Origin of the sequence: Vibrio sp. 1CM23M, assembly GCF_023161755.1 — a bacterium.
GTDB classification, from domain to species: domain Bacteria; phylum Pseudomonadota; class Gammaproteobacteria; order Enterobacterales; family Vibrionaceae; genus Vibrio; species Vibrio coralliirubri.
The window spans coordinates 99,561-118,764 of record NZ_JALNTR010000010.1; the positions used below are offsets into that span (position 1 = coordinate 99,561).

19 protein-coding genes and 1 other annotated feature are annotated in these 19,204 nt (G+C 45.5%); of the genes, 7 read left to right on the forward strand and 12 right to left on the reverse strand.

Going from position 1 to position 19,204, the window contains the following annotated elements:
• Positions 1 to 254: 254 nt before the first annotated feature.
• Positions 255 to 1,142, reverse strand: coding sequence for a LysR substrate-binding domain-containing protein (locus tag MSG35_RS21020; RefSeq protein WP_048664708.1), 888 nt, complete (start codon positions 1,140 to 1,142; stop codon positions 255 to 257).
• A 181-nt stretch (positions 1,143 to 1,323) separates the two neighbouring features.
• On the opposite strand from MSG35_RS21020, the gene hisC reads away from it, so the two are divergent.
• Positions 1,324 to 2,466 (forward strand): histidinol-phosphate transaminase, encoded by a 1,143-nt coding sequence (gene hisC / locus MSG35_RS21025; protein ID WP_248384938.1) that lies wholly within the window; start codon positions 1,324 to 1,326, stop codon positions 2,464 to 2,466.
• A gap of 10 nt (positions 2,467 to 2,476) precedes the next feature.
• A complete protein-coding gene (locus tag MSG35_RS21030; RefSeq protein ID WP_248371958.1) occupies positions 2,477 to 3,250 on the forward strand; it encodes an ABC transporter substrate-binding protein in 774 nt (257 codons plus the stop codon).
• Between the two features lie 121 nt (positions 3,251 to 3,371).
• Here the strand turns inward: MSG35_RS21030 and MSG35_RS21035 are convergent, their stop codons facing one another.
• Entirely contained in the window at positions 3,372 to 4,691 is a 1,320-nt protein-coding gene (locus tag MSG35_RS21035) for a dicarboxylate/amino acid:cation symporter (protein ID WP_348983490.1), read from the reverse strand.
• A 410-nt stretch (positions 4,692 to 5,101) separates the two neighbouring features.
• Between MSG35_RS21035 and MSG35_RS21040 the strand changes: the two genes are divergently transcribed.
• Together MSG35_RS21040 and MSG35_RS21045 are read left to right on the forward strand one after the other, a co-directional pair.
• Complete coding sequence (locus MSG35_RS21040; RefSeq protein WP_248384940.1) at positions 5,102 to 6,508, forward strand: nodulation protein NfeD; 1,407 nt, start codon at positions 5,102 to 5,104, stop codon at positions 6,506 to 6,508.
• 69 nt (positions 6,509 to 6,577) lie between these two features.
• The gene (locus tag MSG35_RS21045; protein WP_004729804.1) at positions 6,578 to 7,375 is read left to right on the forward strand and encodes a slipin family protein; all 798 of its coding nucleotides are present in this window, start codon (positions 6,578 to 6,580) and stop codon (positions 7,373 to 7,375) included.
• An 88-nt stretch (positions 7,376 to 7,463) separates the two neighbouring features.
• Here the strand turns inward: MSG35_RS21045 and trpA are convergent, their stop codons facing one another.
• The 7 genes from trpA to MSG35_RS21080 form a co-directional block, all read right to left on the reverse strand.
• Positions 7,464 to 8,270: a tryptophan synthase subunit alpha gene (gene trpA, locus MSG35_RS21050; RefSeq protein ID WP_102332470.1), complete on the reverse strand. Its 807-nt coding sequence runs from the start codon at positions 8,268 to 8,270 to the stop codon at positions 7,464 to 7,466.
• A complete protein-coding gene (trpB, locus tag MSG35_RS21055; RefSeq protein WP_048607243.1) occupies positions 8,270 to 9,460 on the reverse strand; it encodes a tryptophan synthase subunit beta in 1,191 nt (396 codons plus the stop codon). Before trpB ends, trpA begins: the two co-directional genes overlap by 1 nt.
• A gap of 131 nt (positions 9,461 to 9,591) precedes the next feature.
• Positions 9,592 to 11,043 (reverse strand): bifunctional indole-3-glycerol-phosphate synthase TrpC/phosphoribosylanthranilate isomerase TrpF, encoded by a 1,452-nt coding sequence (gene trpCF, locus MSG35_RS21060; protein ID WP_248384941.1) that lies wholly within the window; start codon positions 11,041 to 11,043, stop codon positions 9,592 to 9,594.
• A 20-nt stretch (positions 11,044 to 11,063) separates the two neighbouring features.
• The gene (trpD, locus tag MSG35_RS21065) at positions 11,064 to 12,059 is read right to left on the reverse strand and encodes an anthranilate phosphoribosyltransferase (RefSeq protein ID WP_248384942.1); all 996 of its coding nucleotides are present in this window, start codon (positions 12,057 to 12,059) and stop codon (positions 11,064 to 11,066) included.
• Positions 12,060 to 12,068: 9 nt separating this feature from the next.
• The gene (locus MSG35_RS21070) at positions 12,069 to 12,677 is read right to left on the reverse strand and encodes an aminodeoxychorismate/anthranilate synthase component II (protein ID WP_048607237.1); all 609 of its coding nucleotides are present in this window, start codon (positions 12,675 to 12,677) and stop codon (positions 12,069 to 12,071) included.
• Between the two features lie 2 nt (positions 12,678 to 12,679).
• Positions 12,680 to 14,269, reverse strand: a complete 1,590-nt coding sequence (locus MSG35_RS21075) for an anthranilate synthase component 1 (protein ID WP_248384943.1) — start codon at positions 14,267 to 14,269, stop codon at positions 12,680 to 12,682.
• 125 nt (positions 14,270 to 14,394) lie between these two features.
• Positions 14,395 to 14,509, reverse strand: a sequence feature (Trp leader region).
• A complete protein-coding gene (locus MSG35_RS21080; RefSeq protein ID WP_009848753.1) occupies positions 14,456 to 14,581 on the reverse strand; it encodes a trp operon leader peptide in 126 nt (41 codons plus the stop codon). Its footprint overlaps the feature before it by 54 nt.
• 120 nt (positions 14,582 to 14,701) lie before the next feature.
• Here MSG35_RS21080 and MSG35_RS21085 point away from each other — a divergent pair, with 120 nt between their 5' ends.
• The 3 genes from MSG35_RS21085 to rluB all read left to right on the forward strand — a co-directional run bounded on the left by MSG35_RS21085 (position 14,702) and on the right by rluB (position 17,433).
• On the forward strand, positions 14,702 to 15,556 hold the full coding sequence (locus tag MSG35_RS21085) for a PHP domain-containing protein (protein ID WP_017069983.1): 855 nt from the start codon (positions 14,702 to 14,704) through the stop codon (positions 15,554 to 15,556).
• A 62-nt stretch (positions 15,557 to 15,618) separates the two neighbouring features.
• Positions 15,619 to 16,239: an L-threonylcarbamoyladenylate synthase gene (locus tag MSG35_RS21090; protein WP_009848751.1), complete on the forward strand. Its 621-nt coding sequence runs from the start codon at positions 15,619 to 15,621 to the stop codon at positions 16,237 to 16,239.
• Between the two features lie 159 nt (positions 16,240 to 16,398).
• Complete coding sequence (gene rluB, locus MSG35_RS21095; protein WP_017055112.1) at positions 16,399 to 17,433, forward strand: 23S rRNA pseudouridine(2605) synthase RluB; 1,035 nt, start codon at positions 16,399 to 16,401, stop codon at positions 17,431 to 17,433.
• 219 nt (positions 17,434 to 17,652) lie between these two features.
• On the opposite strand, the gene MSG35_RS21100 is transcribed toward rluB, so the two are convergent.
• From MSG35_RS21100 to yeiP, 3 genes are all read right to left on the reverse strand, one after another.
• On the reverse strand, positions 17,653 to 18,135 hold the full coding sequence (locus tag MSG35_RS21100; RefSeq protein ID WP_017061495.1) for an RNA methyltransferase: 483 nt from the start codon (positions 18,133 to 18,135) through the stop codon (positions 17,653 to 17,655).
• Positions 18,136 to 18,282: 147 nt separating this feature from the next.
• On the reverse strand, positions 18,283 to 18,612 hold the full coding sequence (locus MSG35_RS21105; protein ID WP_004741258.1) for an HI1450 family dsDNA-mimic protein: 330 nt from the start codon (positions 18,610 to 18,612) through the stop codon (positions 18,283 to 18,285).
• 10 nt (positions 18,613 to 18,622) lie between these two features.
• Complete coding sequence (yeiP, locus tag MSG35_RS21110) at positions 18,623 to 19,192, reverse strand: elongation factor P-like protein YeiP (RefSeq protein WP_050651475.1); 570 nt, start codon at positions 19,190 to 19,192, stop codon at positions 18,623 to 18,625.
• Positions 19,193 to 19,204 lie beyond the last annotated feature (12 nt).

A 19,204-nucleotide genomic window follows, 5' to 3' on the forward strand; every position in this document is an offset into this window, starting at 1 on the left:
GGTGCAACCTGCTGTATATTGGTTGGGTTATCTATGTCAAAGCAATTCGAATGCCATTTTTTCCAATTGAACAGAACCACTTTCCTACCAAATAGAATTGAATTTCTTTTCAATTAGTTAAAGGAACGTAAGTTCTATTCTCTAAACACCAATACGGAGCTGACGAAAAATAGTTTTATTTTGAGAATGGTAAAATTCTCATTATGACGATCTACTGAAGCTTTAAGGCTCCTGAATTGGCAATTTGATAACCGTTAATCGACTAGCCAATCGACTAAGGTTGATAGCGAGGCATTCTGACGGTTCTTGGGTTGTAATAGGAAGTATCCATTTCCCGAAAAGACACTGCCTTCACTCACTTTCACCAATCTGCCCAAATCAATATCTTGCTTAGCAAGCGTGATGTCACCGATTGCTATACCAAAGCCCTGAATCGCGGCATTCATCGCTTGGTCGAGTGTCGCGAATTGTTGGTTGTTCTTGCTTGAAAGGTCATGGCTTCCTATGTGCTCTAACCATAGTCGCCAGTCACTCTGCTCATTGTTAGCGTGTAACCAAGTGTACTGAGCAAGCTTGTGTGGCTTGATGACAGTTGAAGTGCTATCTATCAGGTGACTTGGAACAATACTCTGTGTTTGGCAGACAGGAGCTAGTTGCTCGTTGAACAGTAGTTGGCTAACAATTGAGTGTTGGCTTGGTTTCTTGCCATAAGTAATCACCGCATCGAAGGGATCAAAGCTTGGCTCAAAAACGTGCTTGATGGTCGAAGTGAGCTCGACATCAATATCAGGATAGGCCTGTTGAAATGACATCAACTTAGGTAGTAGCCAAGAGGTAATACAACTCGGAGCATTGAGTTTGATCTTAGAGGGAGAGCTAGCCACTTGATTCAGAGCCGATTGCAGTTGATGAATCGTTCCTTGTATCAAGGGAACCAGCTCTTCTCCTTTCGGCGTTAAAGACAATCCTCGAGCATGGCGATAGAAGAGGTCGCAGCCAAGGCTTTCTTCAAACGAGAGTACCTGACGACTCACTGCACCTTGCGTGACATTGAGCTCATGTGCCGCGCGCGTAAAGTTAAGGTGCCTTGCCGTCGATAAAAATGCGAGCAAGGTTTTGGTTGAAGGAAGTGTGCTATTCATATCTTTACCTATGATTTTTTATCATGGCTATTATGTAATTATTTCGATTCATTTATCAATAGTGTTCTGTTTGAATGTAAATACTTAGTCATCATTTGTGATTCAATATGTGCATAGTTTACATTTTTTGAATATGAAGGCAGTGGTGAAGACATTGTGATTTTGTGAAAGGGATAGCTTCTTGACATCTTTTATTGATAGCTTAGTGCCTCAGGCTGTAAAAAAATTAATACCTTATCAATCGGCAAGAAGAATTGGTGGTGATGGACGTGTATGGCTAAACGCGAACGAATTGGAAAGCTCGCTGTTTCAAGGAGAAGCCAGCCATAATCGTTACCCAGACTTTTTACCACAAGATATTGCCAAGGCTTACCAAGCGTATTGCGGAACTGACGCTGCAACTGTTGCTGTTCGTGGCGCTGATGAAGCGATTGACTTACTGATCAGAACATTCTGTAAGCCCGCGAGTGACAATATCCTGATTTGTTCACCAACGTATGCCATGTATGAGTTTTGCGCTGATGCATTAGCGATTGAAACGCTCGACTCTCCTTTGCAGGAAGATTTCAGCTTAGATGTTGCTGACATTCTGAATAAAGCTGAGTTGGTCAATATCGTTTTCCTTTGTTCACCAAACAATCCAACGGGTAATGTGATTCCCAGATCGGATTTGATTCAGGTACTGGAAGGGACTATCGGGAAATCTCTAGTGGTGGTTGATGAAGCGTATATCGAATTTGAACCACAAACGTCAGCCGTTAGCCTTATTGAGCGTTATCCGCACTTGGTTGTGATTCGCACTTTATCTAAGGCGTTTGGACTTGCTGCGGTGCGCTGTGGCTTTATCTTAGCGAGTCAAAATGTGATGCAGTATGTCGCTAAATTAATTCCACCATACCCAATGCCAGATTGCTCATCTCAAATAGTGCTAGACGCTTTGTCTGATGAACGAGTCTCAGTGATGCAAGATGCGACGCAAAAGCTAGTTGAGCTACGTAACTGGTTTGCTTGTGAATTAACGCAGTTTGATTCCATCGAGTCTGTTTACCCTTCATCGACAAACTTCATTTTGCTGCGTCAAAAAGCTGGGCACCAAGTGTTCAGTGTCTTGGCGAAGGATGGCATTGTGACAAGGAACCAAAACCATGAACCTGCTTTACGTAACTGTGTTCGAATCAGTATTGGTAGCCAAGAGAGCATGCTAGAAGTGATAACGTCACTAACACGTTACCAAACCGAATTAGAACAGAGTCAACAAGGCAAACAAATTCAACAAGCTCAACATAAAGAAACTCAATCTCAACTCGATAAAGATCATATCTAGGATGGCAATGATGAAAAAGATAATACTAGGACTCGCTTGTGCGGCCGCTTTACTTGGTACAACGGTACAGGCGAAAGAAATCCGTTTGGCGTCGGACTTTACGTATCCGCCATTCAACTATAAAAACAGCGACGGTGTGCCTGTCGGGTTTGATATTGAGATAGCTGATGCTTTGTGTGAGCAAGCTAAACTCGATTGTACTTGGGTTTCACAAAGCTGGGACTCGCTAATTCCAAGTTTGTTGGCAAGAAAGTCGGATGTGATTATGGCGTCAATGCGTATTACTGAAGAGCGTAAGCGTAAGATTTTGTTTACTGACAAGTACTACCAAACTCCAGCCGTGTTTGTTGCTGCTAAAAGCGCGGAGTTCAGCGTCGATGAGGCAGGCTTAGTAGGCAAAACCATCGGTGTTCAGCAAGGTACGATTCACGATCGCTACGTAACCGACAAGTTTGGCGATGTGGCAAACATTAAGCGTTATACCGGCCAAGATGAAGTTTACTTGGATCTGCAAAATGGTCGTCTAGATCTAACCTTCGGCAACTCAGATCAACTGTCATTGGCTTTCTTAGATAAGAAAGAAGGCGAGGGTTTTGAATTCAAAGGCAAAGCAGTTACCGACAAAGCCTACATCGGTGAGGGTACGGCGTTAGCATTAAGAAAGCAGGATTCAAAACTGGCGAAACAATTCAATGCGGCGATTGAAGAGATCAGAGCCAACGGTACTTACGACAAGATTGCCGCTAAGTACTTCACATTTGATATTTATGGCGCTGATTTGTAGTTAGCGTAACGCTTAAAACTAGAACACCAAAAACAAAAAATCCGAGGGCTGTGAGGCTCTCGGATTTGTTAGTTTAAGCTGGTGGTATCAATTCAATCACCACCAACTTAGCGTTTATTGATTACGCTTGCTGTTTTTGTAGCTCAGCTTCTTTCGCTTCGTCTTCGATTAGAGAATCAACGATGACTGCACATGCTGCATCACCAGTAATGTTTAGAGCAGTACGAATCATGTCGAAGATACGGTCTAGAGCGAACAACAGAGGTAGACCTTCGATAGGGATACCAGCTGCTAGAAGAACCGCAACCACTAGGAAAGAAGGACCTGGAACACCCGCTTGACCAACTGCGCCAAGCGTAGACGTTACGATGATAGCAACGTAAGCACCCATAGACAGGTCGATGTTGAACAGCTGTGCGAAGAAGATAGCAACTAGGCCATAGTAAATTGCGTTACCAGACATGTTGATCGTCGCACCAAGTGGCAGAACGAATGAAGCCGTAGAGTTGCGAACGCCAAGTTCTTTCTCTACCGTTTCCATTGTTACTGGTAGTGTCGCCATTGAAGAGGCTGTTGATAGTGCAACCGCTTGAGGCTTCTTCATTGCCACTAGGAACTTCTTAGCTGAAGTCTTAGTGAAGATTTGAATCATCAGTGGGTAAGCAACAAAGCCGAAGATAAGAATCGCAGCGATGTAAACAATGAACAGCTTGAACACGACCATAAGCGCGCCAAAGCCAAACGTACCTACTGCTTCTGCCATTAGGCCGAATACGCCAAGTGGTGCAATGATCATAACTTTGTTGATCATCCATACCATAGCGTCAACGATAGCATTTACACCGTTGATGATAGGGTCACGTTTCTCTTTTGCTTGTTTAGAAATCGCAATACCAAAGAATAAGCAGAAAACGAGAATTTGCAGAATGTTTGCTTCATTCAGTGATTGGAAAACGTTGGTAGGGATCATGCCAGTGATGGTTGCCCAGAACGTTGGAAGTTCGCCTTTCGCAGCGTATTCTGAAGAGAACATGCCTTCAACGCCAGAAACATCGATACCACGACCGGGTTCGAACACTTCACCCATTACAAGCGCTAGTGCTACAGCAAGTGCAGACGTTAGTGCAAAGTAACCTAGTGTTGTTACACCGACTTTACCAGCCGATGAGCTATTACCTAGACCTGCAGCACCTGAAATTAGGGCAACCGCGACTAGAGGAATAACCAGCATCTTGATCAAATTGATGAAGATAGCACCCAGTGGAGCGAACATAGTTGCGCTGTCACCCATCATCGCACCGACTACAGTACCGATGATCATTGCAATAACGACTTGAACGCCGATGTTGCTTAGTAAATTCTTTTCTTTTAACACTTCCATAACCTCTGTGCTACTAAATATAAAAATCCCAGAACTACTCACCAATGTACGATGTACCATTGGATTAATATTTCGCGACGAGTTTTACACGTATCCTTTACATTTATCAATATGAGCAGAGGTGAAAGTCTCAGAAAAACAGGTGGTCTAATGTCATTTGTTGATTTCGCACAATAATGCAATCGTTTGCCTTGGTTTTTTATAGCGATGTTATTTGTTGAATTTATAAAAGCTTTTTCGCTGGAGGTTTTGTGAATGATTCACAAGCGTTGGTGTTGTAAACGTTCCATTAACATTTTGATTTCATTCGCGAGTGTTTTTTGAACGTTTATATTGGGGCAAATACACAGGTACTTGTTGTGTGAAATTTAGCCTGAACTATGCTTAAGGTATCTATTTATTACCAAGATGTTACCTCTGCGCTTTAAATAAAACGTCTATCTAGCATCTCAGTTGTAAGGAGAGGGGCTATGACTTTTATATTAAAGTACTTGTTTGCGTTTCTTCTGTTGTTCAGCTCTGCGTTCGCTCAGGCCGATGATGTCTGGGTGATTGAGGTGAGCGGGGGGATAGGTCCAGCGACCAGTGATTACTTCACTAGAGAAATAGAACAAGCTCACGATGAGCAAGCAAAACTCATCATTTTGAAAATGAACACGCCTGGCGGGTTAGACTCGTCGATGCGTGACATTATTCGATCCATCACCACGTCACCGATTCCGATAGCAACTTGGGTTGGGCCTGCGGGTTCACGTGCTGCGAGCGCGGGAACCTACATTCTACTTGCTAGCCACATCGCCTCTATGGCGCCCGGAACCAATTTGGGCGCAGCCACGCCAGTGTCTCTTGGTGGTGGCAAAGCGCCGACTAATCCATTATCTCCTCAAGACGATGCTAATAAAGATGACAACACGTCAGCGAGCGAGCAAGACGAAACAAAACAACAGAACTCAGACCAAGTAAAAGCCAGCACTGCGATGGAGAAGAAAGTCATCAATGATGCTGCAGCTTACATTGTCAGTTTGGCTAAGCTACACAATCGGAATGAAGAGTGGGCTGAAAAGGCGGTAAGAGAAGCGGCGAGTTTGGACTCAGAGAACGCACTCACACTTAATGTGATCGATTTTATTGCCAGCGACCTTCAGCAATTGGTTGAGCTGAGCAACGGACGCACCATCACCATCAACGGTATCAATCAGGAAGTTCAACTTAGTGATGTGGCGTTTGTTGAGCGTGAACAAGACTGGCGCTTTAGTTTGCTTTCGGTGATTACTAATCCCAACGTCGCTTATATCCTCATGCTCATTGGCATCTATGGCTTGTTGCTGGAATTCTATAACCCAGGGGTCGGCTTACCGGGTGTATTGGGCGGTATCTGTTTGTTATTAGCGATGTACTCCTTACAAATGCTGCCGGTGAGTTATGCCGGTCTTGCCTTAATCCTGTTGGGAATAGCCTTAATGGTCGCAGAGGCCTTTAGTCCGAGCTTCGGTATTTTCGGTTTGGGCGGCGTTGCTGCGTTTACGCTCGGTTCAATCATGCTGATGGACACCGAAGTGCCGGGTTATCAAATCGCATTGCCGTTAATTATCGGGATCAGTTTGTTCTCTGTTGCCTTTATTGTCGTAACTATCTCTATGTTAGTCCGAGTGAGGAACAAGCCTGTGACTACAGGGATGGAAGCGGTGGTTGGTGAGACAGGTAAAGTTGTCAGCGGTTTCCCGGGTGCTGGCCGAGTGCTAGTTGAAGGTGAAATTTGGCAAGCTCAATGCGCCAGTGAACTGCAAGCGGGGCAGCTTATCAGAGTGACCAAACTGACTGGGTTGCTGTTGGATGTTGAGGCGCTGCCCGATGAGATAACACCAAGGCCCAGTTAGCGCGGAATGCTAGGACAAACTTGATTGAATTAATTATTGCTTAACCATCGTTACCATTAGGGGGCGGTTATGTTTATACACACTATAGGTATTGTCATCGTGCTCGTTATCTTGTTGATAGCCAGCATGTTCAGAGTTCTGCGCGAGTACGAGCGGGCAGTGGTGTTCTTCCTTGGGCGCTTTTATGGCGTTAAAGGGCCGGGGTTGATTATCATCATTCCTTTCATTCAACAAATTGTGCGAGTGGATCTACGAACTATCGTTTTGGATGTGCCAACACAAGATTTGATCACCAGAGATAATGTGTCTGTGAAGGTCAATGCTGTGGTCTATTTTCGAGTGCTAGACCCGAAGATGGCGATCAACAACGTTGAGAATTATCTTGAGGCCACCAGTCAACTTTCACAAACAACGCTGCGTTCAGTATTAGGACAGCATGAGTTGGATGAGCTATTGTCTGAGCGTGAAGAGCTCAATAGAGACTTGCAAGCGATACTGGATCAACACACCGATAACTGGGGGATCAAGATTGCCAATGTCGAGATCAAGCATGTGGATCTTGATGACAGTATGGTGCGAGCTCTAGCTAAGCAAGCCGAGGCGGAACGTTCACGTCGAGCTAAGGTGATCCATGCAACAGGGGAACTAGAAGCATCAACCAAGCTGAAAGAGGCTGCAGAGGTTCTTAATCAAGCGCCAAATGCGATTCAGCTGCGTTACATGCAAACACTAACAGAAGTAGCGAATGAGCGAACTTCCACAATCATATTCCCAATGCCCATCGATCTGGTCGAGAAGATAACCGATCCGATTAAAGCGACACTCAATGAGGCAGCAATCAAGAAAGCGATGAAAGCCGATGAGTGATTGGCTTAAATGAAAAGCAATAAAAAAGGCTCCACAGTTGTGGAGCCTTTTAATATTTGAATCGCTGGTTTGATTTATTGACCGCAGATTACTTTTGCGTTGCCGCTTTCATTGGCGTAACAAACTCAGCTAGTGCTTTAAGCATTGCTTCTGGTTGTTCAACGTTATTTTCAATGATTTTCACAACCGCTGAACCAGAGATAGCACCAGCAGCGCCAGCTACAATTGCTTCTTTTACTTGTTCAGGAGCCGAGATACCGAAACCAAGCAGTGCTGGTGGCGCATCAAACTTGTTCAAACGATCAAGTAGGGCAGTTACAGGCATGTTTGCTTTGGTTTCTGCACCCGTTACGCCAGCACGAGAAAGTAGGTAAGTGTAACCACCACCTAGCTCAGAAACCGATTGAAGCGTCTCATCACTTGCTGTTGGTGGAGCAATAAAGATTGGGTGAACGCCAAACTTCTTAGCTGCAGCAACAAACTCGCCACTCTCGTTGGTTGGTACATCAGCAATCAATACTGAATCGATACCTGCATTAGCACAACGCTCGTAGAAGTTCTCGATACCACGTGCGTACACCAAGTTTGCGTACATCAGTAGGCCGATTGGCAGCTCTGGGTATTTAGCACGAATTTGACCAATAAGATCAAAACACACATCTGGCGTGACTTTAGAATCTAAAGCACGAATGTTCGCACCTTGGATTGTTGGACCATCAGCAAGAGGATCAGAGAATGGAATACCAAGCTCAAGTGCGTCTGCACCCGCTTCAACCAAAGTTTCCATGATCTTAAGCGATTGCTCAGGGTTAGGATCGCCAACCGTTACGAATGGTACGAATGCGCCCTGATTCTTTTCAGCTAAGCGAGTGAAGAGTGATTGATAGCGATCCATTATAATGCTCCTTTCTCTTTAAGAATGTCGTGTACAGAGAAAATGTCTTTGTCACCACGGCCAGATAAGTTAACGACTAATAGCTGTTCTTTCTCTGGATCGTCGTGAGCCATTTTGATTGCATGAGCCAAAGCATGAGATGACTCTAGCGCTGCGATAATACCTTCGTTACGTGCGATAGCTTGGAAAGCTTCTAGTGCTTCGTCATCGGTCACGTTGTCGTATTCAGCACGGCCAATAGCATTTAGGTGTGCGTGTTGAGGACCAACTGATGGGAAATCTAGACCGGCGGATACAGAGTAAGACTCTTCTACTTGGCCGTTCTCATCCTGCATTAGTGGCGCTTTCATGCCGAAGAAGATACCGGTTTTACCGTGTTTAAGCGGTGCGCCGTGTTGGTCGGTATCAATACCTTTACCAGCTGGCTCTACACCGATTAGGCGGACAGTTTCTTCTTCAATGAAATCAGCGAACATACCGATAGCGTTTGAACCACCGCCGACACAAGCGATAACTGCATCAGGAAGGCGACCTTCACGAGCTAGAATTTGGTTCTTTGTTTCTTCACCAATCATGCGTTGGAAATCACGAACAATCGTTGGGAATGGGTGAGGACCTGCTGCAGTACCCAATAGGTAGTGAGCGTCTTCATAAGTTGCAGACCAGTCACGTAGTGCTTCGTTACACGCATCTTTTAGCGTTGAAGAGCCAGAATGAACAGGGATAACCTCTGCGCCCATTAGCTTCATACGGAACACGTTCGGGCTTTGACGTTCAACGTCTTTTGCACCCATGTATACACGACACTTAAGACCTAATAGAGCACACGCTAGAGCTGTTGCCACACCGTGTTGGCCTGCGCCAGTTTCAGCGATGATTTCCTGCTTGCCCATACGTTTTGCTAGCAATGCTTGACCAAGTACTTGGTTTGTCTTGTGAGCACCGCCGTGAAGTAGATCTTCACGCTTTAGGTACAGTTTTGTTTTTGTACCTTTTGTTAGGTTGCGTGCTAGCGTTAGCGCCGTTGGACGACCAGCGTACTCTTGAAGAAGCGTCATGAATTCGCTGCGGAACTCAGGATCGGCTTGTGCATCGATAAATGCTTGTTCAAGTTGGTCTAGTGCTGGCACTAGGATCTGCGGTACGTATTGACCACCGTATTCACCAAAGTAGGCATCGAGTTTAGCCATTGTGTTATTCCTTCAATTCTACTGATGTGTATTCACACCAAGTCATTTAATCTTGTTTGAGCTTCGCAAAAGGCAAAGCTTACAAATATGTTTTTAGTTTCTGCTTTCTAATTTCTAGCGCCGAGTTTGGACTAGTAATTGCGAATCGCAGCAAAAGCACGTTGCAGTTTGTCTGCGTCTTTTTTTCCTGGAGCGGATTCAACGCCAGAGTTTAGGTCCAATCCTAAGCAGCCCAGCTTAGCCGCTTGGTTGGCATTTTCTGGGTTTAGGCCACCCGCCAACATGATTGCGCTTTGGTTGTTGATTAGGCTCCAATCGAACACTTGGCCTGTGCCACCTGTTTGAGAGCCCACTTTAGTATCTAGCAGGTGACGAGTCACGTTGCTTTCCAGTAATTCTGGTAGCGAGCTCTCTGCACCGTTTTCAGAACCAGAAGCAACACCGTAAGCTTTCCAAATCTCAACGCTTTCAGGCAGTGACTGTTTTAGTTCATCGACATACGCTTGAGACTCATCACCGTGCAATTGCACAGCGAACAGGCCTAGCTCAGAAACCGTTTTCGCAACGTCTGCCAGGCTGTGGTTTTGGAACACACCCACGTAGTTCAAAGGTGCGCCGCTCATAGTCAAACGAGCAGCTTCGATATCCACATGACGCTTAGACGCTTCAACGAAAATCAAACCACCGAATACCGCGCCAGCTTGATACGCTTTCGCGGCATCGTCAGAGTGAGTTAAACCACACACCTTGTTTTCACCGAGGGTTACTTTACGCACTGCAAGCTCTAGGTTCTTTTCAGCCATCAGAGAGCTACCGATTAGGAAGCCATCTGCAAACGTTGAAAGGTCACGAACTTGTTGATGCGTGTAGATGCCAGATTCTGAAATCACGACTGCGTTTGGAGCCAGTTCGCGAACCAACGGAGCCAACTCTTTAGTACGGTTCAGATCCGTCGAAAGGTCACGCAGGTTACGGTTATTAATGCCGATCACTTTTGCTTTTAAAGCGACCGCGCGGTGAAGCTCTTCTTCGTTGCTGACTTCGGTAAGTACACCCATGTTGAGTGAGTGAGCGACTTCCGCCAGCGCTTGGTACTCTTCGTCATCCAATACCGATAGCATTAACAAGATAGCATCAGCAGAGTAGTGACGAGCTAAGTAAACCTGGTAGGTATCAACCATGAAGTCTTTACACAGGATAGGCTGCTTAGCAATGCTGCGAACCTTTGGCAAAAACTCGAAGTCACCTTGGAAGTATTTCTCGTCTGTCAGTACTGAAATCGCGTTTGCGTGGTTGTTGTAAACCGATGCAATGTAGTCCAAATCAAACTCGTCACGGATTAAACCTTTTGACGGTGATGCCTTCTTACATTCAGTGATGAAAACGGTTTGTTCGCCGCTCAGAGCATCATAAAAGCTGCGGTCAGTTGCGGTTAACGCCGCTTTAAACTTGTCTAATGGTTGGGTCTGCTTACGCGCTTCAACCCATTGGTATTTATCACGAACGATTTTTGCTAGTACTTCCGCCATTTCAGCTTCTTTGACTGAAACGTGGGTCGACAATTTATCGGTAGTCTGTGTCATGTTCTTTGTCTCGTCGTTCGTTAGGCGTGTGCAGCAAGCTTTTGTACAAGCTCGTACGCTTTGCCAGAGTTCATCGCATCAATTGCTTGCTGTGCGTTGGCTTTTAGGTCTTCGTGACCAAATAGACGCATCAATAGAGCAACGTTCACCGCTACTGCGCCAACTTGGGCTTCAGTGCCTTTACCCGTCAGGATATCGGTTGTGATGGCTTTGTTCTCTTCTGGCTCGCCGCCCTTGATAGCTTCAAGAGGGTGAGTGTTCAAACCAAAGTCTGCCGGTGTCACTGTGTACTCGTGAATCTCGCCATCTTTAATTTCAGCAACCATGGTCTCGCCATGAATCGCCACTTCATCTAGGCCGCTGCCGTGAACAACCGCTGCACGCTTCATGCCCATTTGCAGCATGGTTTCTGCGATAGGGCGCACCAGCTCTTTACTGTAAACACCCATTAGCTCGATGTTAGGGCGAGCAGGGTTAATCAATGGGCCAAGGATGTTGAAGATAGTGCGTGTTTTCATTGTTTGACGAACCGGCATCGCGTGACGTACACCGCCGTGATACTGCGGAGCAAATAGGAACGCTACGCCAAGTTCATCAACAGCAGTACGTGTGTCTTCTGCTGTCATCGCTAGATTGATACCGAATGAATCCAGTAGGTCAGAAGAACCCGATTTGCTCGATACGCTGCGGTTACCGTGCTTTGCGACTTTTAAGCCACACGCTGCTGCAACAAATGCAGAAGTCGTCGAAATATTAATGGTGTTGTGACCGTCGCCACCTGTACCTACGATGTCAGCGAAATCGTAATCAGGGCGCGGGAACGGGTTAGCATTCGCAAGTAGTGCTTTTGCTGCACCTGCAATCTCATCGGGCGTTTCGCCTTTGATTTTTAGTGCAGTCAGCGCTGAAGCCATCAAGATTGGGTCTAGTTCACCCTTGATGATCACATCAAACAATTGTTGGCTTTCTTCTTGAGTAAGAGACTGCTGTTCGTAAAGTTTATTAATCTGTTCCATGATCGTTTCCTATATTCCAGTCTTCTCAAGGCGAAGAGGTTTCTCAAGAGCCCATTCGATAGCGTTCGCAAGAAGCGTTGCACCGTAGGTCGTCATAATTGATTCAGGGTGGAATTGGAATCCACAAACCTTGTCTTGTTCTTGAACTACTGACATCACCAAATCATCGACTTCAGCGGTCACCGTTAGGCTATCAGATACATGCGTTGCCACTAAAGAGTGGTAGCGAGCGATAGCCAGTGGCGAAGGTAAGCCTTGGTAAGTCGCATGGTTTTGGTGTTCCATCATCGACACCTTACCATGAATGATTTCGCCAGCGCCTGCAACGGTGCCGCCATAGGCTTCAACAATTGCTTGGTGGCCTAAGCAAATACCAATCATTGGTACTTTACCTTTTAGAAGCTGAATCAGCTCTGGCATACAGCCCGCATCTGCTGGAGCGCCAGGGCCTGGCGAAAGCAGTGCAACAGGGTTGTCTAGTTCGTTGATCGCCGCTTCAACAACCTTTGCCGGAATGTTGTTACGGTAAATCTTTACGCTGTGACCTAATGAACGAAATTGGTCTACAAGGTTGTATGTGAATGAGTCGAAGTTATCGATGAATACAATATCAGCCATGATTACGACTCCTTCTTATTTGTTAGGTTTTTAGTATGTGCAGCTTGAATCGCTGAGATGACCGCTTGTGCTTTACCGCGAGTTTCATCGGCTTCTGCTTGTGGGTCTGAATCGAATACCACACCAGCGCCAGCTTGTACCTGTGCCACGCCATCTTCAACGTAAGCAGAACGAATTACGATACAAGTATCTAGAGTCCCTTCACCGGTTAGATAACCGACTGCACCACCGTAGCTACCACGACGTGTTTTTTCTACGTCACGGATAAGCTGCATTGCGCGGATTTTTGGTGCGCCCGTTAGCGTACCCATGTTCATACAAGCTTGGTAAGCGTGCAGAGCATCTAAGTCTTCACGGAGCTGACCAACAACACGAGAAACTAAGTGCATTACATGGCTGTAGCGGTCAACTTTTAGCAAGTCTGCTACGTGGCGAGTGCCAGCTTCGGCAATACGCGCAACATCGTTTCGTGCTAGGTCGACTAGCATCATGTGCTCGGCGTTTTCTTTCTTATCGGTACGCAATTCAAGTTCGATACGGCTGTCTAGGTCGAAATCGATTTGACCGTCTGGGCGCTTACCACGACGACGAGTACCAGCAATTGGGTAAATCTCGATTTGGTTGGTTTCTGTCTCGTATTTCAGAGCACTTTCTGGAGAAGCTCCGAACAGAGTAAATAGCTCGTCTTGCATGTAGAACATGTAAGGGCTTGGGTTACTTTGTTTGAGTTCTTTATAAGCCGCCAGTGGAGCAGGGCAAGGTAGAGTGAAGCGGCGTGAAGGAACTACTTGGAACACATCGCCTTTAACTACGTACTCTTTTAAATCACGAACCGTTTGGCAGAAGTCTTCATCTGAAACGCTTGGTACTGCTTCAACGTTGTCTAACGGCGTAACTTCTGTGATGGCTTTCAGTGACTGACACTGAGTTTGAATGTCGGCTAGACGGTCAGTCAATTGCGCTTTGATGCTGTCATCTTGAGCGAACAAGCTCGCGTGAAGTAGGCCTTCGTTCTCTTGGTGATCGAAACGCAATAGTGTTTCAGCTACGTAGAAGACAAAGTCAGGACAATTGTTGGTTGCTTCAGCATCACCGAGTGGCTCAAAGTTTGCCACGATGTCGTAAGCGAATAGACCCGCCATGAATAGCGCGTGTTTGTTATCTGCGTCTTGCGCAAAGCTGTGCTGAACTAAACGTAGAGCATCGAATGAAGAGGCTTCTCTTAAACGTGAGTCTTCGTCTAATTCGTTGCTCGGCTCGATAAAAGTCAGTGTCAAAACGTTATCAGTAAGGTCAGATTTAATTTCTGCTTTCACGTTTTGAGTGAGGTGTTCGATAAGCGCTTGACCGTTTTCAGTCAATGCTTGAAAGGTTACTTCATGTCCGCGACATACGATGCGAACAGCAGAGTCGATAAGGAGTAGGCTTGTCAGGTTCTGTTTAGATTCAATCTCGGCAGATTCCAACAAAAGACTATCAGTTTTGTTTTCACACAAAGTATGAAAAACGCTGGTTGGATCTTGCGAGTAAGGAACTGAAGAATTGATGACCTCAATGGTTCCCAGCTTTTTGATTTCAATGGCCTTGTTCACAAGACCTCCTTTATGATTCTTTAAATTTCCTGCCGTACATAGTCGCATAAAGATACCTTTCACCCAATCTAGAATATGGTCAATTCGATGATTTGTTAGTCAGTTGAATGTGAGATGTTCGACAAATTAAAAAGCCCGCTATTAAAGCGGGCTTAGTGATAACTTTTTTATAAACAAACTGTTTAACTAGAAGTACACGTTAGCCCACCAAGAACTTGTCCAAGTGCGCCACCAATTAAGCTCTGAACTTGCTTCTACTGAAGAAAGTTCTAAAACTTTATCTTTATGGTTTTGGTTAAATTCTTGTAACATGGTGAACCTATCAAATGTGATACTTCGTATTTGTGTACTAGTTAACTAGTTTTCTGCTTGCGGGTCAAGTGTGTTGACACAAATATAACGATAAAAATTGAAAACAATGAAAAAGAATATATGAGAATTGATCTACATAGTCATACAACAGCCTCAGATGGCCGACTTACTCCACCTGAGCTAATTGACCGAGCGCTTGGCTTTAACATCGAAGCGCTAGCGATTACAGATCATGACACGACTGATGGGCTTGCTGAAGCACGCAACTATATTGCTGATAACAACCTCCCTATTCAGCTGATCAACGGCATTGAGATTTCGACTGTTTGGCAAAACAAAGATATCCATATTGTTGGGTTAAACGTTGATCCTGAGTCACCAGAGCTTAAAGCGCTCATTGAGCAACAGAAGCAACACCGTATTGGACGTGCAGAGATGATTGCTCAACGTCTTGAGAAAGCGACTCGTGAAGGGGTGCTAGAAGAAGTTAAATTGATTGCGGGTGATGCGCCTATCACTCGCGCTCACTTTGCTAAGTGGTTAGTCGATAACGGCTACGCAAAAACCATGCAGCAGGTGTTTAAAAAGTTTCTTACTCGCAATAACCCAGGTTATGTGCCGCCTACGTGGTGTTCAATGAGTGATGCTGTTACGGCTATCCATGCTGCTGGTGGACAAGCCGTACTCGCTCACCCTGGACGATATGGACTTACAGCCAAGTGGGTTAAGCGCCTGCTAGCGGCATTTGTTGAAGCGAAAGGGGATGCGATGGAAGTCGCTCAACCTCAGCAAGCGCAACAAGAAAGACGCACACTCGCGGATTATGCTATACAATACAAACTATTAGCCTCCCAAGGCAGTGATTTCCATTACCCATCTCCGTGGATGGAACTTGGACGCAATCTCTGGCTACCTTCTGGGGTCGAAGAAGTATGGAAAGATTGGGAGTTTCAAACGGTTTCACCATCTGAATAGTCTTTAGGTGAGCCAGCTCCTTCTGATGATAGAGTCGAGAGATTCGATAACGAGGATCAACAATGAGCCAGTTTTTTTATGTACACCCAGATAACCCACAAGCACGCTTAATTACTCAAGCGGTTGCGATTATTCGCAATGGCGGCGTTGTGGTTTATCCAACAGATTCCGGTTATGCGCTGGGCTGTCAGCTTGAAAACAAACAAGCACTTGAACGTATCTGTAAAATTCGTCGCATCGATGACAAGCACAACTTCACCTTGTTATGCCGTGATCTTTCTGAATTATCACTGTATGCACGCGTCGATAACGTGGCTTTCCGTCTACTGAAAGCACATACACCAGGTGCTTACACGTTTATCTTTAAAGCAACCAAAGAAGTGCCAAAGCGTTTGATGAACGCCAAGCGTAAAACGATTGGTATTCGTGTCCCAGACAACAAGATTGCACTCGACCTGTTGGAAGCGATGGGTGAACCACTGATGTCGACGTCTTTGATTCTGCCGGGTAACGAGACTACGGAGTCGGATCCAGAAGAAATTCGTGACAGCCTAGAACATGCGGTTGATGTCATTTTGAATGGCGGTTACTTAGGTGAGCAACCGACGACGGTTATTGACTTCAGTGACGATGATGCCGTGGTTCTACGTCGTGGTGCGGGCGATCCTGCGCCGTTTGAATAATCGCTTTACTGATTAACAGTCTGTAACGATACAGCAAACCTGCCACAGTAAATAACAAGTGCTTTTTGGCAGGTTATTTGCGATAATACGCGACCGCGATTTGGTCGCGAAAAATTCATTCGACGTCTGTGAAGACGACAATTAGGTAGAAAAGAGTAAATGAGCGAAAAATTACAGAAGGTTTTAGCGCGAGCTGGTCACGGTTCTCGTCGTGAACTAGAAGGTTTAATCAAATCTGGTCGTGTAAGTGTTAACGGTCAAGTTGCGAAACTGGGCGAGCGTCTTGAAGACGAGAACTCAGTGATCCGTATCGATGGCCATACTGTTTCAGGCAAGGCTTCTGAAGAAGTGGTTTGTCGTGTACTTGCTTACTACAAACCTGAAGGTGAGCTTTGTACTCGTCACGACCCTGAAGGCCGCCGTACTGTTTTCGATCGTCTACCTAAGATTCGTGGTTCTCGTTGGATTTCAGTTGGTCGTCTTGATGCAAACACATCAGGCCTTTTGCTTTTCACTACTGATGGTGAGCTTGCAAACCGTCTAATGCACCCAAGCCGTCAGGTTGAACGTGAGTACCTAGTACGTGTATTCGGTGAAGTGACCGAGCAAAAAGTTAAAAACGTTACTCGTGGCGTACAACTAGAAGACGGCATGGCTCGTTTTGAAGATGTGGTTTACGCTGGTGGTGAAGGTATGAACCATACTTTCTACGTAGCGATTAACGAAGGTCGTAACCGTGAGGTTCGTCGTCTTTGGGAATCACAAGAAACAACAGTAAGCCGCCTGAAACGTGTACGTTACGGTGATATCTACCTTGATAAGAAATTGCCTCGTGGCGGTTGGAAAGAGCTAGATCTTCAAGAAGTTAACTACCTGCGTGAGCTTGTTGAGCTTAAGCCTGAGAAAGAGACACTGTTGGATCTTGATCCTTCAAACACTTCTCGTAAGCGTGAGCGTTCTCGTAGCCAAAAAATTCGTCGCGCTGTTAAGCGTCATGAAGAGCGTGCAAACGCACCAAAAGGCCGTAGCAACCAAACTAAGCGCAAGAAGCCTGCAACTCGCGGTACTACAACACCTGATTCAGGTCGTAGCGCTCCAGCTGCAAACAAAGGCAAGCCTCAGGCTAACAAGAGTAAGCCTAAACTGAACAACGGTCGCCCGGCTAAACCAGCTAAGCCAAGAACGCGTCAGTAATTACGCGAGTTCTTAACTTAACGCTTCATTAGCTAAAAGCACTGAATACTAAAAAACCTGCTCATTGAGCAGGTTTTTTTACGTCTAGAAGAAATAAAAGATGCGAGATACGAGTAACCGAGTATCGAAAACATACTGCCATAATCGGCAGTAACCGTGCTCTTCGTATCTCTTATCTCGTTTACGCGTATCTATAAATTTTTTCGTATATCGTTCTATTTACTTATGATTCGAGAAGTTATCGCCTTTCGCCAGTCGGTCGTAAAGCACTACATTCACTGATGCCGCTAGATTCATACAGCCGTTGGTCGGAACGTAAATCGTCTCACGACAGAAATCTGTGATCTCTTTCTTTAGCGTGCCATCTTCTGGGCCAAAAATGTAAAACGCACGTGGTGGGTGCTTGTAATCAGGTAGAGGCTTAGCACCTTCAATCAGATCAACAGCAACCGGCACGCAGCCGACTGGAATAATATCTTTCAGCTCTTCAACACCAATCAAAGGCAGGGCTAAGTGCTTTTCTTTGGTGTCGGTATGGAATTTTCGCGCATGGTCGTAGCGTGTGCCAGTGTAAAATACAGAGTTGGCGCCGTAGCAGCCAGCAGCTCGCATCACAGAGCCTACGTTTTCAGGCGTCTTTGGGTTAACTAGGCCAATGCAGGCATAGCCTTTTGATTGTGTGTCTGTTTTTGCTTTGGTCATAATCAGTGAATCTAAAGTTGATGATGAAAGTGAGTAATCACGATGAGAAATGGTGTGATAAAAATAGCCGAGCAATCGGCTCGGCTAACTTTTAACTCGCTTACATGAATACTTGTTTACTCATGCAGATGAGCGTCAACAGCGGTATTAGTCGCGTTTCCACAGCATGTGACAGAACTTATGTTCTGGGTCACGGCTGATTAGCATGCGAGCAAATACGTCGTCTAGAACGTCATCAGCTTCATTCACAAGACCAATGCGCACTTCAGCGTAGATTTCTTTGTCGACTTCAAAGCCAACATGTTCAACCCAATCATCGCCAGTTTCAACAAGTTCTGCAGCGCCACGATCTTCAAACTGAGCTGTGAATAGAATCACGTCTGCAGGTTCAAGATTATCAGGTGCCATCTCAAGAAAGATGTCGTATGCAGTATCAATTGCATCGTCGTAAGACATTAGGTCGTTAGCTTCGGTCATAATAAGTATCTTAGCTTGCGCGGTTCATGTATTTACGTTCAGCTGTGTTCACAACAACTTTGTCGCCAGTTGCGATGTACTCAGGAACTTGAACAGTAAGGCCTGTAGACAGACGAGCTGGCTTAGTACGAGCAGACGCTGATGCACCTTTGATTGAAGGGTCAGTTTCTTCGATAACGAGCTCAACTGAAGTTGGTAGCTCAAGTGTTGCTGCATTGCCGTCGATAAGAATCGCGTACATGCCTTGAGTTTCTTCGTTGATGAACAGTAGTTCGTCTTCGATTGTTTCACCGTTGAAGATGAATTGTGTGTAATCTTCGTTATCCATGAAGATGTACTCGTTGCCGTCAACGTAAGAGAACATTACTGCACGCTTAGTTACGTCGATAGTTTCAACGATTTCGTCAGCCTTGTGGCGAACTTCAGTTTTAACGCCAGTTGCTACATCGCTACCACGGAAACGGTAAATCTTTTGACCGCCACGGCCACCTGGTGTTGTTACTTCGATATCTTTAACTAGTACTGTTTTACCATCAACGTCGATCGCAAAACCTTTTTTAATTTCACTTGCTCTAGGCATTTTGTGTTTGTC

Bases quoted from the DNA above. Each gene is read 5' to 3' on its own strand.
- MSG35_RS21020 (WP_048664708.1), bottom strand. From the start codon at position 1,142: ATGAATAGCACACTTCCTTCAACCAAAACCTTGCTCGCATTTTTATCG.
- trpD (WP_248384942.1), bottom strand. From the start codon at position 12,059: ATGGAACAGATTAATAAACTTTACGAACAGCAGTCTCTTACTCAAGAA.
- rluB (WP_017055112.1), top strand. From the start codon at position 16,399: ATGAGCGAAAAATTACAGAAGGTTTTAGCGCGAGCTGGTCACGGTTCT.
- MSG35_RS21045 (WP_004729804.1), top strand. From the start codon at position 6,578: ATGTTTATACACACTATAGGTATTGTCATCGTGCTCGTTATCTTGTTG.
- MSG35_RS21080 (WP_009848753.1), bottom strand. From the start codon at position 14,581: ATGTTACAAGAATTTAACCAAAACCATAAAGATAAAGTTTTAGAACTT.
- MSG35_RS21040 (WP_248384940.1), top strand. From the start codon at position 5,102: ATGACTTTTATATTAAAGTACTTGTTTGCGTTTCTTCTGTTGTTCAGC.
- trpA (WP_102332470.1), bottom strand. From the start codon at position 8,270: ATGGATCGCTATCAATCACTCTTCACTCGCTTAGCTGAAAAGAATCAG.
- trpB (WP_048607243.1), bottom strand. From the start codon at position 9,460: ATGGCTAAACTCGATGCCTACTTTGGTGAATACGGTGGTCAATACGTA.
- MSG35_RS21090 (WP_009848751.1), top strand. From the start codon at position 15,619: ATGAGCCAGTTTTTTTATGTACACCCAGATAACCCACAAGCACGCTTA.
- yeiP (WP_050651475.1), bottom strand. From the start codon at position 19,192: ATGCCTAGAGCAAGTGAAATTAAAAAAGGTTTTGCGATCGACGTTGAT.
- MSG35_RS21100 (WP_017061495.1), bottom strand. From the start codon at position 18,135: ATGACCAAAGCAAAAACAGACACACAATCAAAAGGCTATGCCTGCATT.
- trpCF (WP_248384941.1), bottom strand. From the start codon at position 11,043: ATGACACAGACTACCGATAAATTGTCGACCCACGTTTCAGTCAAAGAA.
- MSG35_RS21035 (WP_348983490.1), bottom strand. From the start codon at position 4,691: ATGGTACATCGTACATTGGTGAGTAGTTCTGGGATTTTTATATTTAGT.
- MSG35_RS21085 (WP_017069983.1), top strand. From the start codon at position 14,702: ATGAGAATTGATCTACATAGTCATACAACAGCCTCAGATGGCCGACTT.
- MSG35_RS21030 (WP_248371958.1), top strand. From the start codon at position 2,477: ATGAAAAAGATAATACTAGGACTCGCTTGTGCGGCCGCTTTACTTGGT.
- MSG35_RS21105 (WP_004741258.1), bottom strand. From the start codon at position 18,612: ATGACCGAAGCTAACGACCTAATGTCTTACGACGATGCAATTGATACT.
- MSG35_RS21070 (WP_048607237.1), bottom strand. From the start codon at position 12,677: ATGGCTGATATTGTATTCATCGATAACTTCGACTCATTCACATACAAC.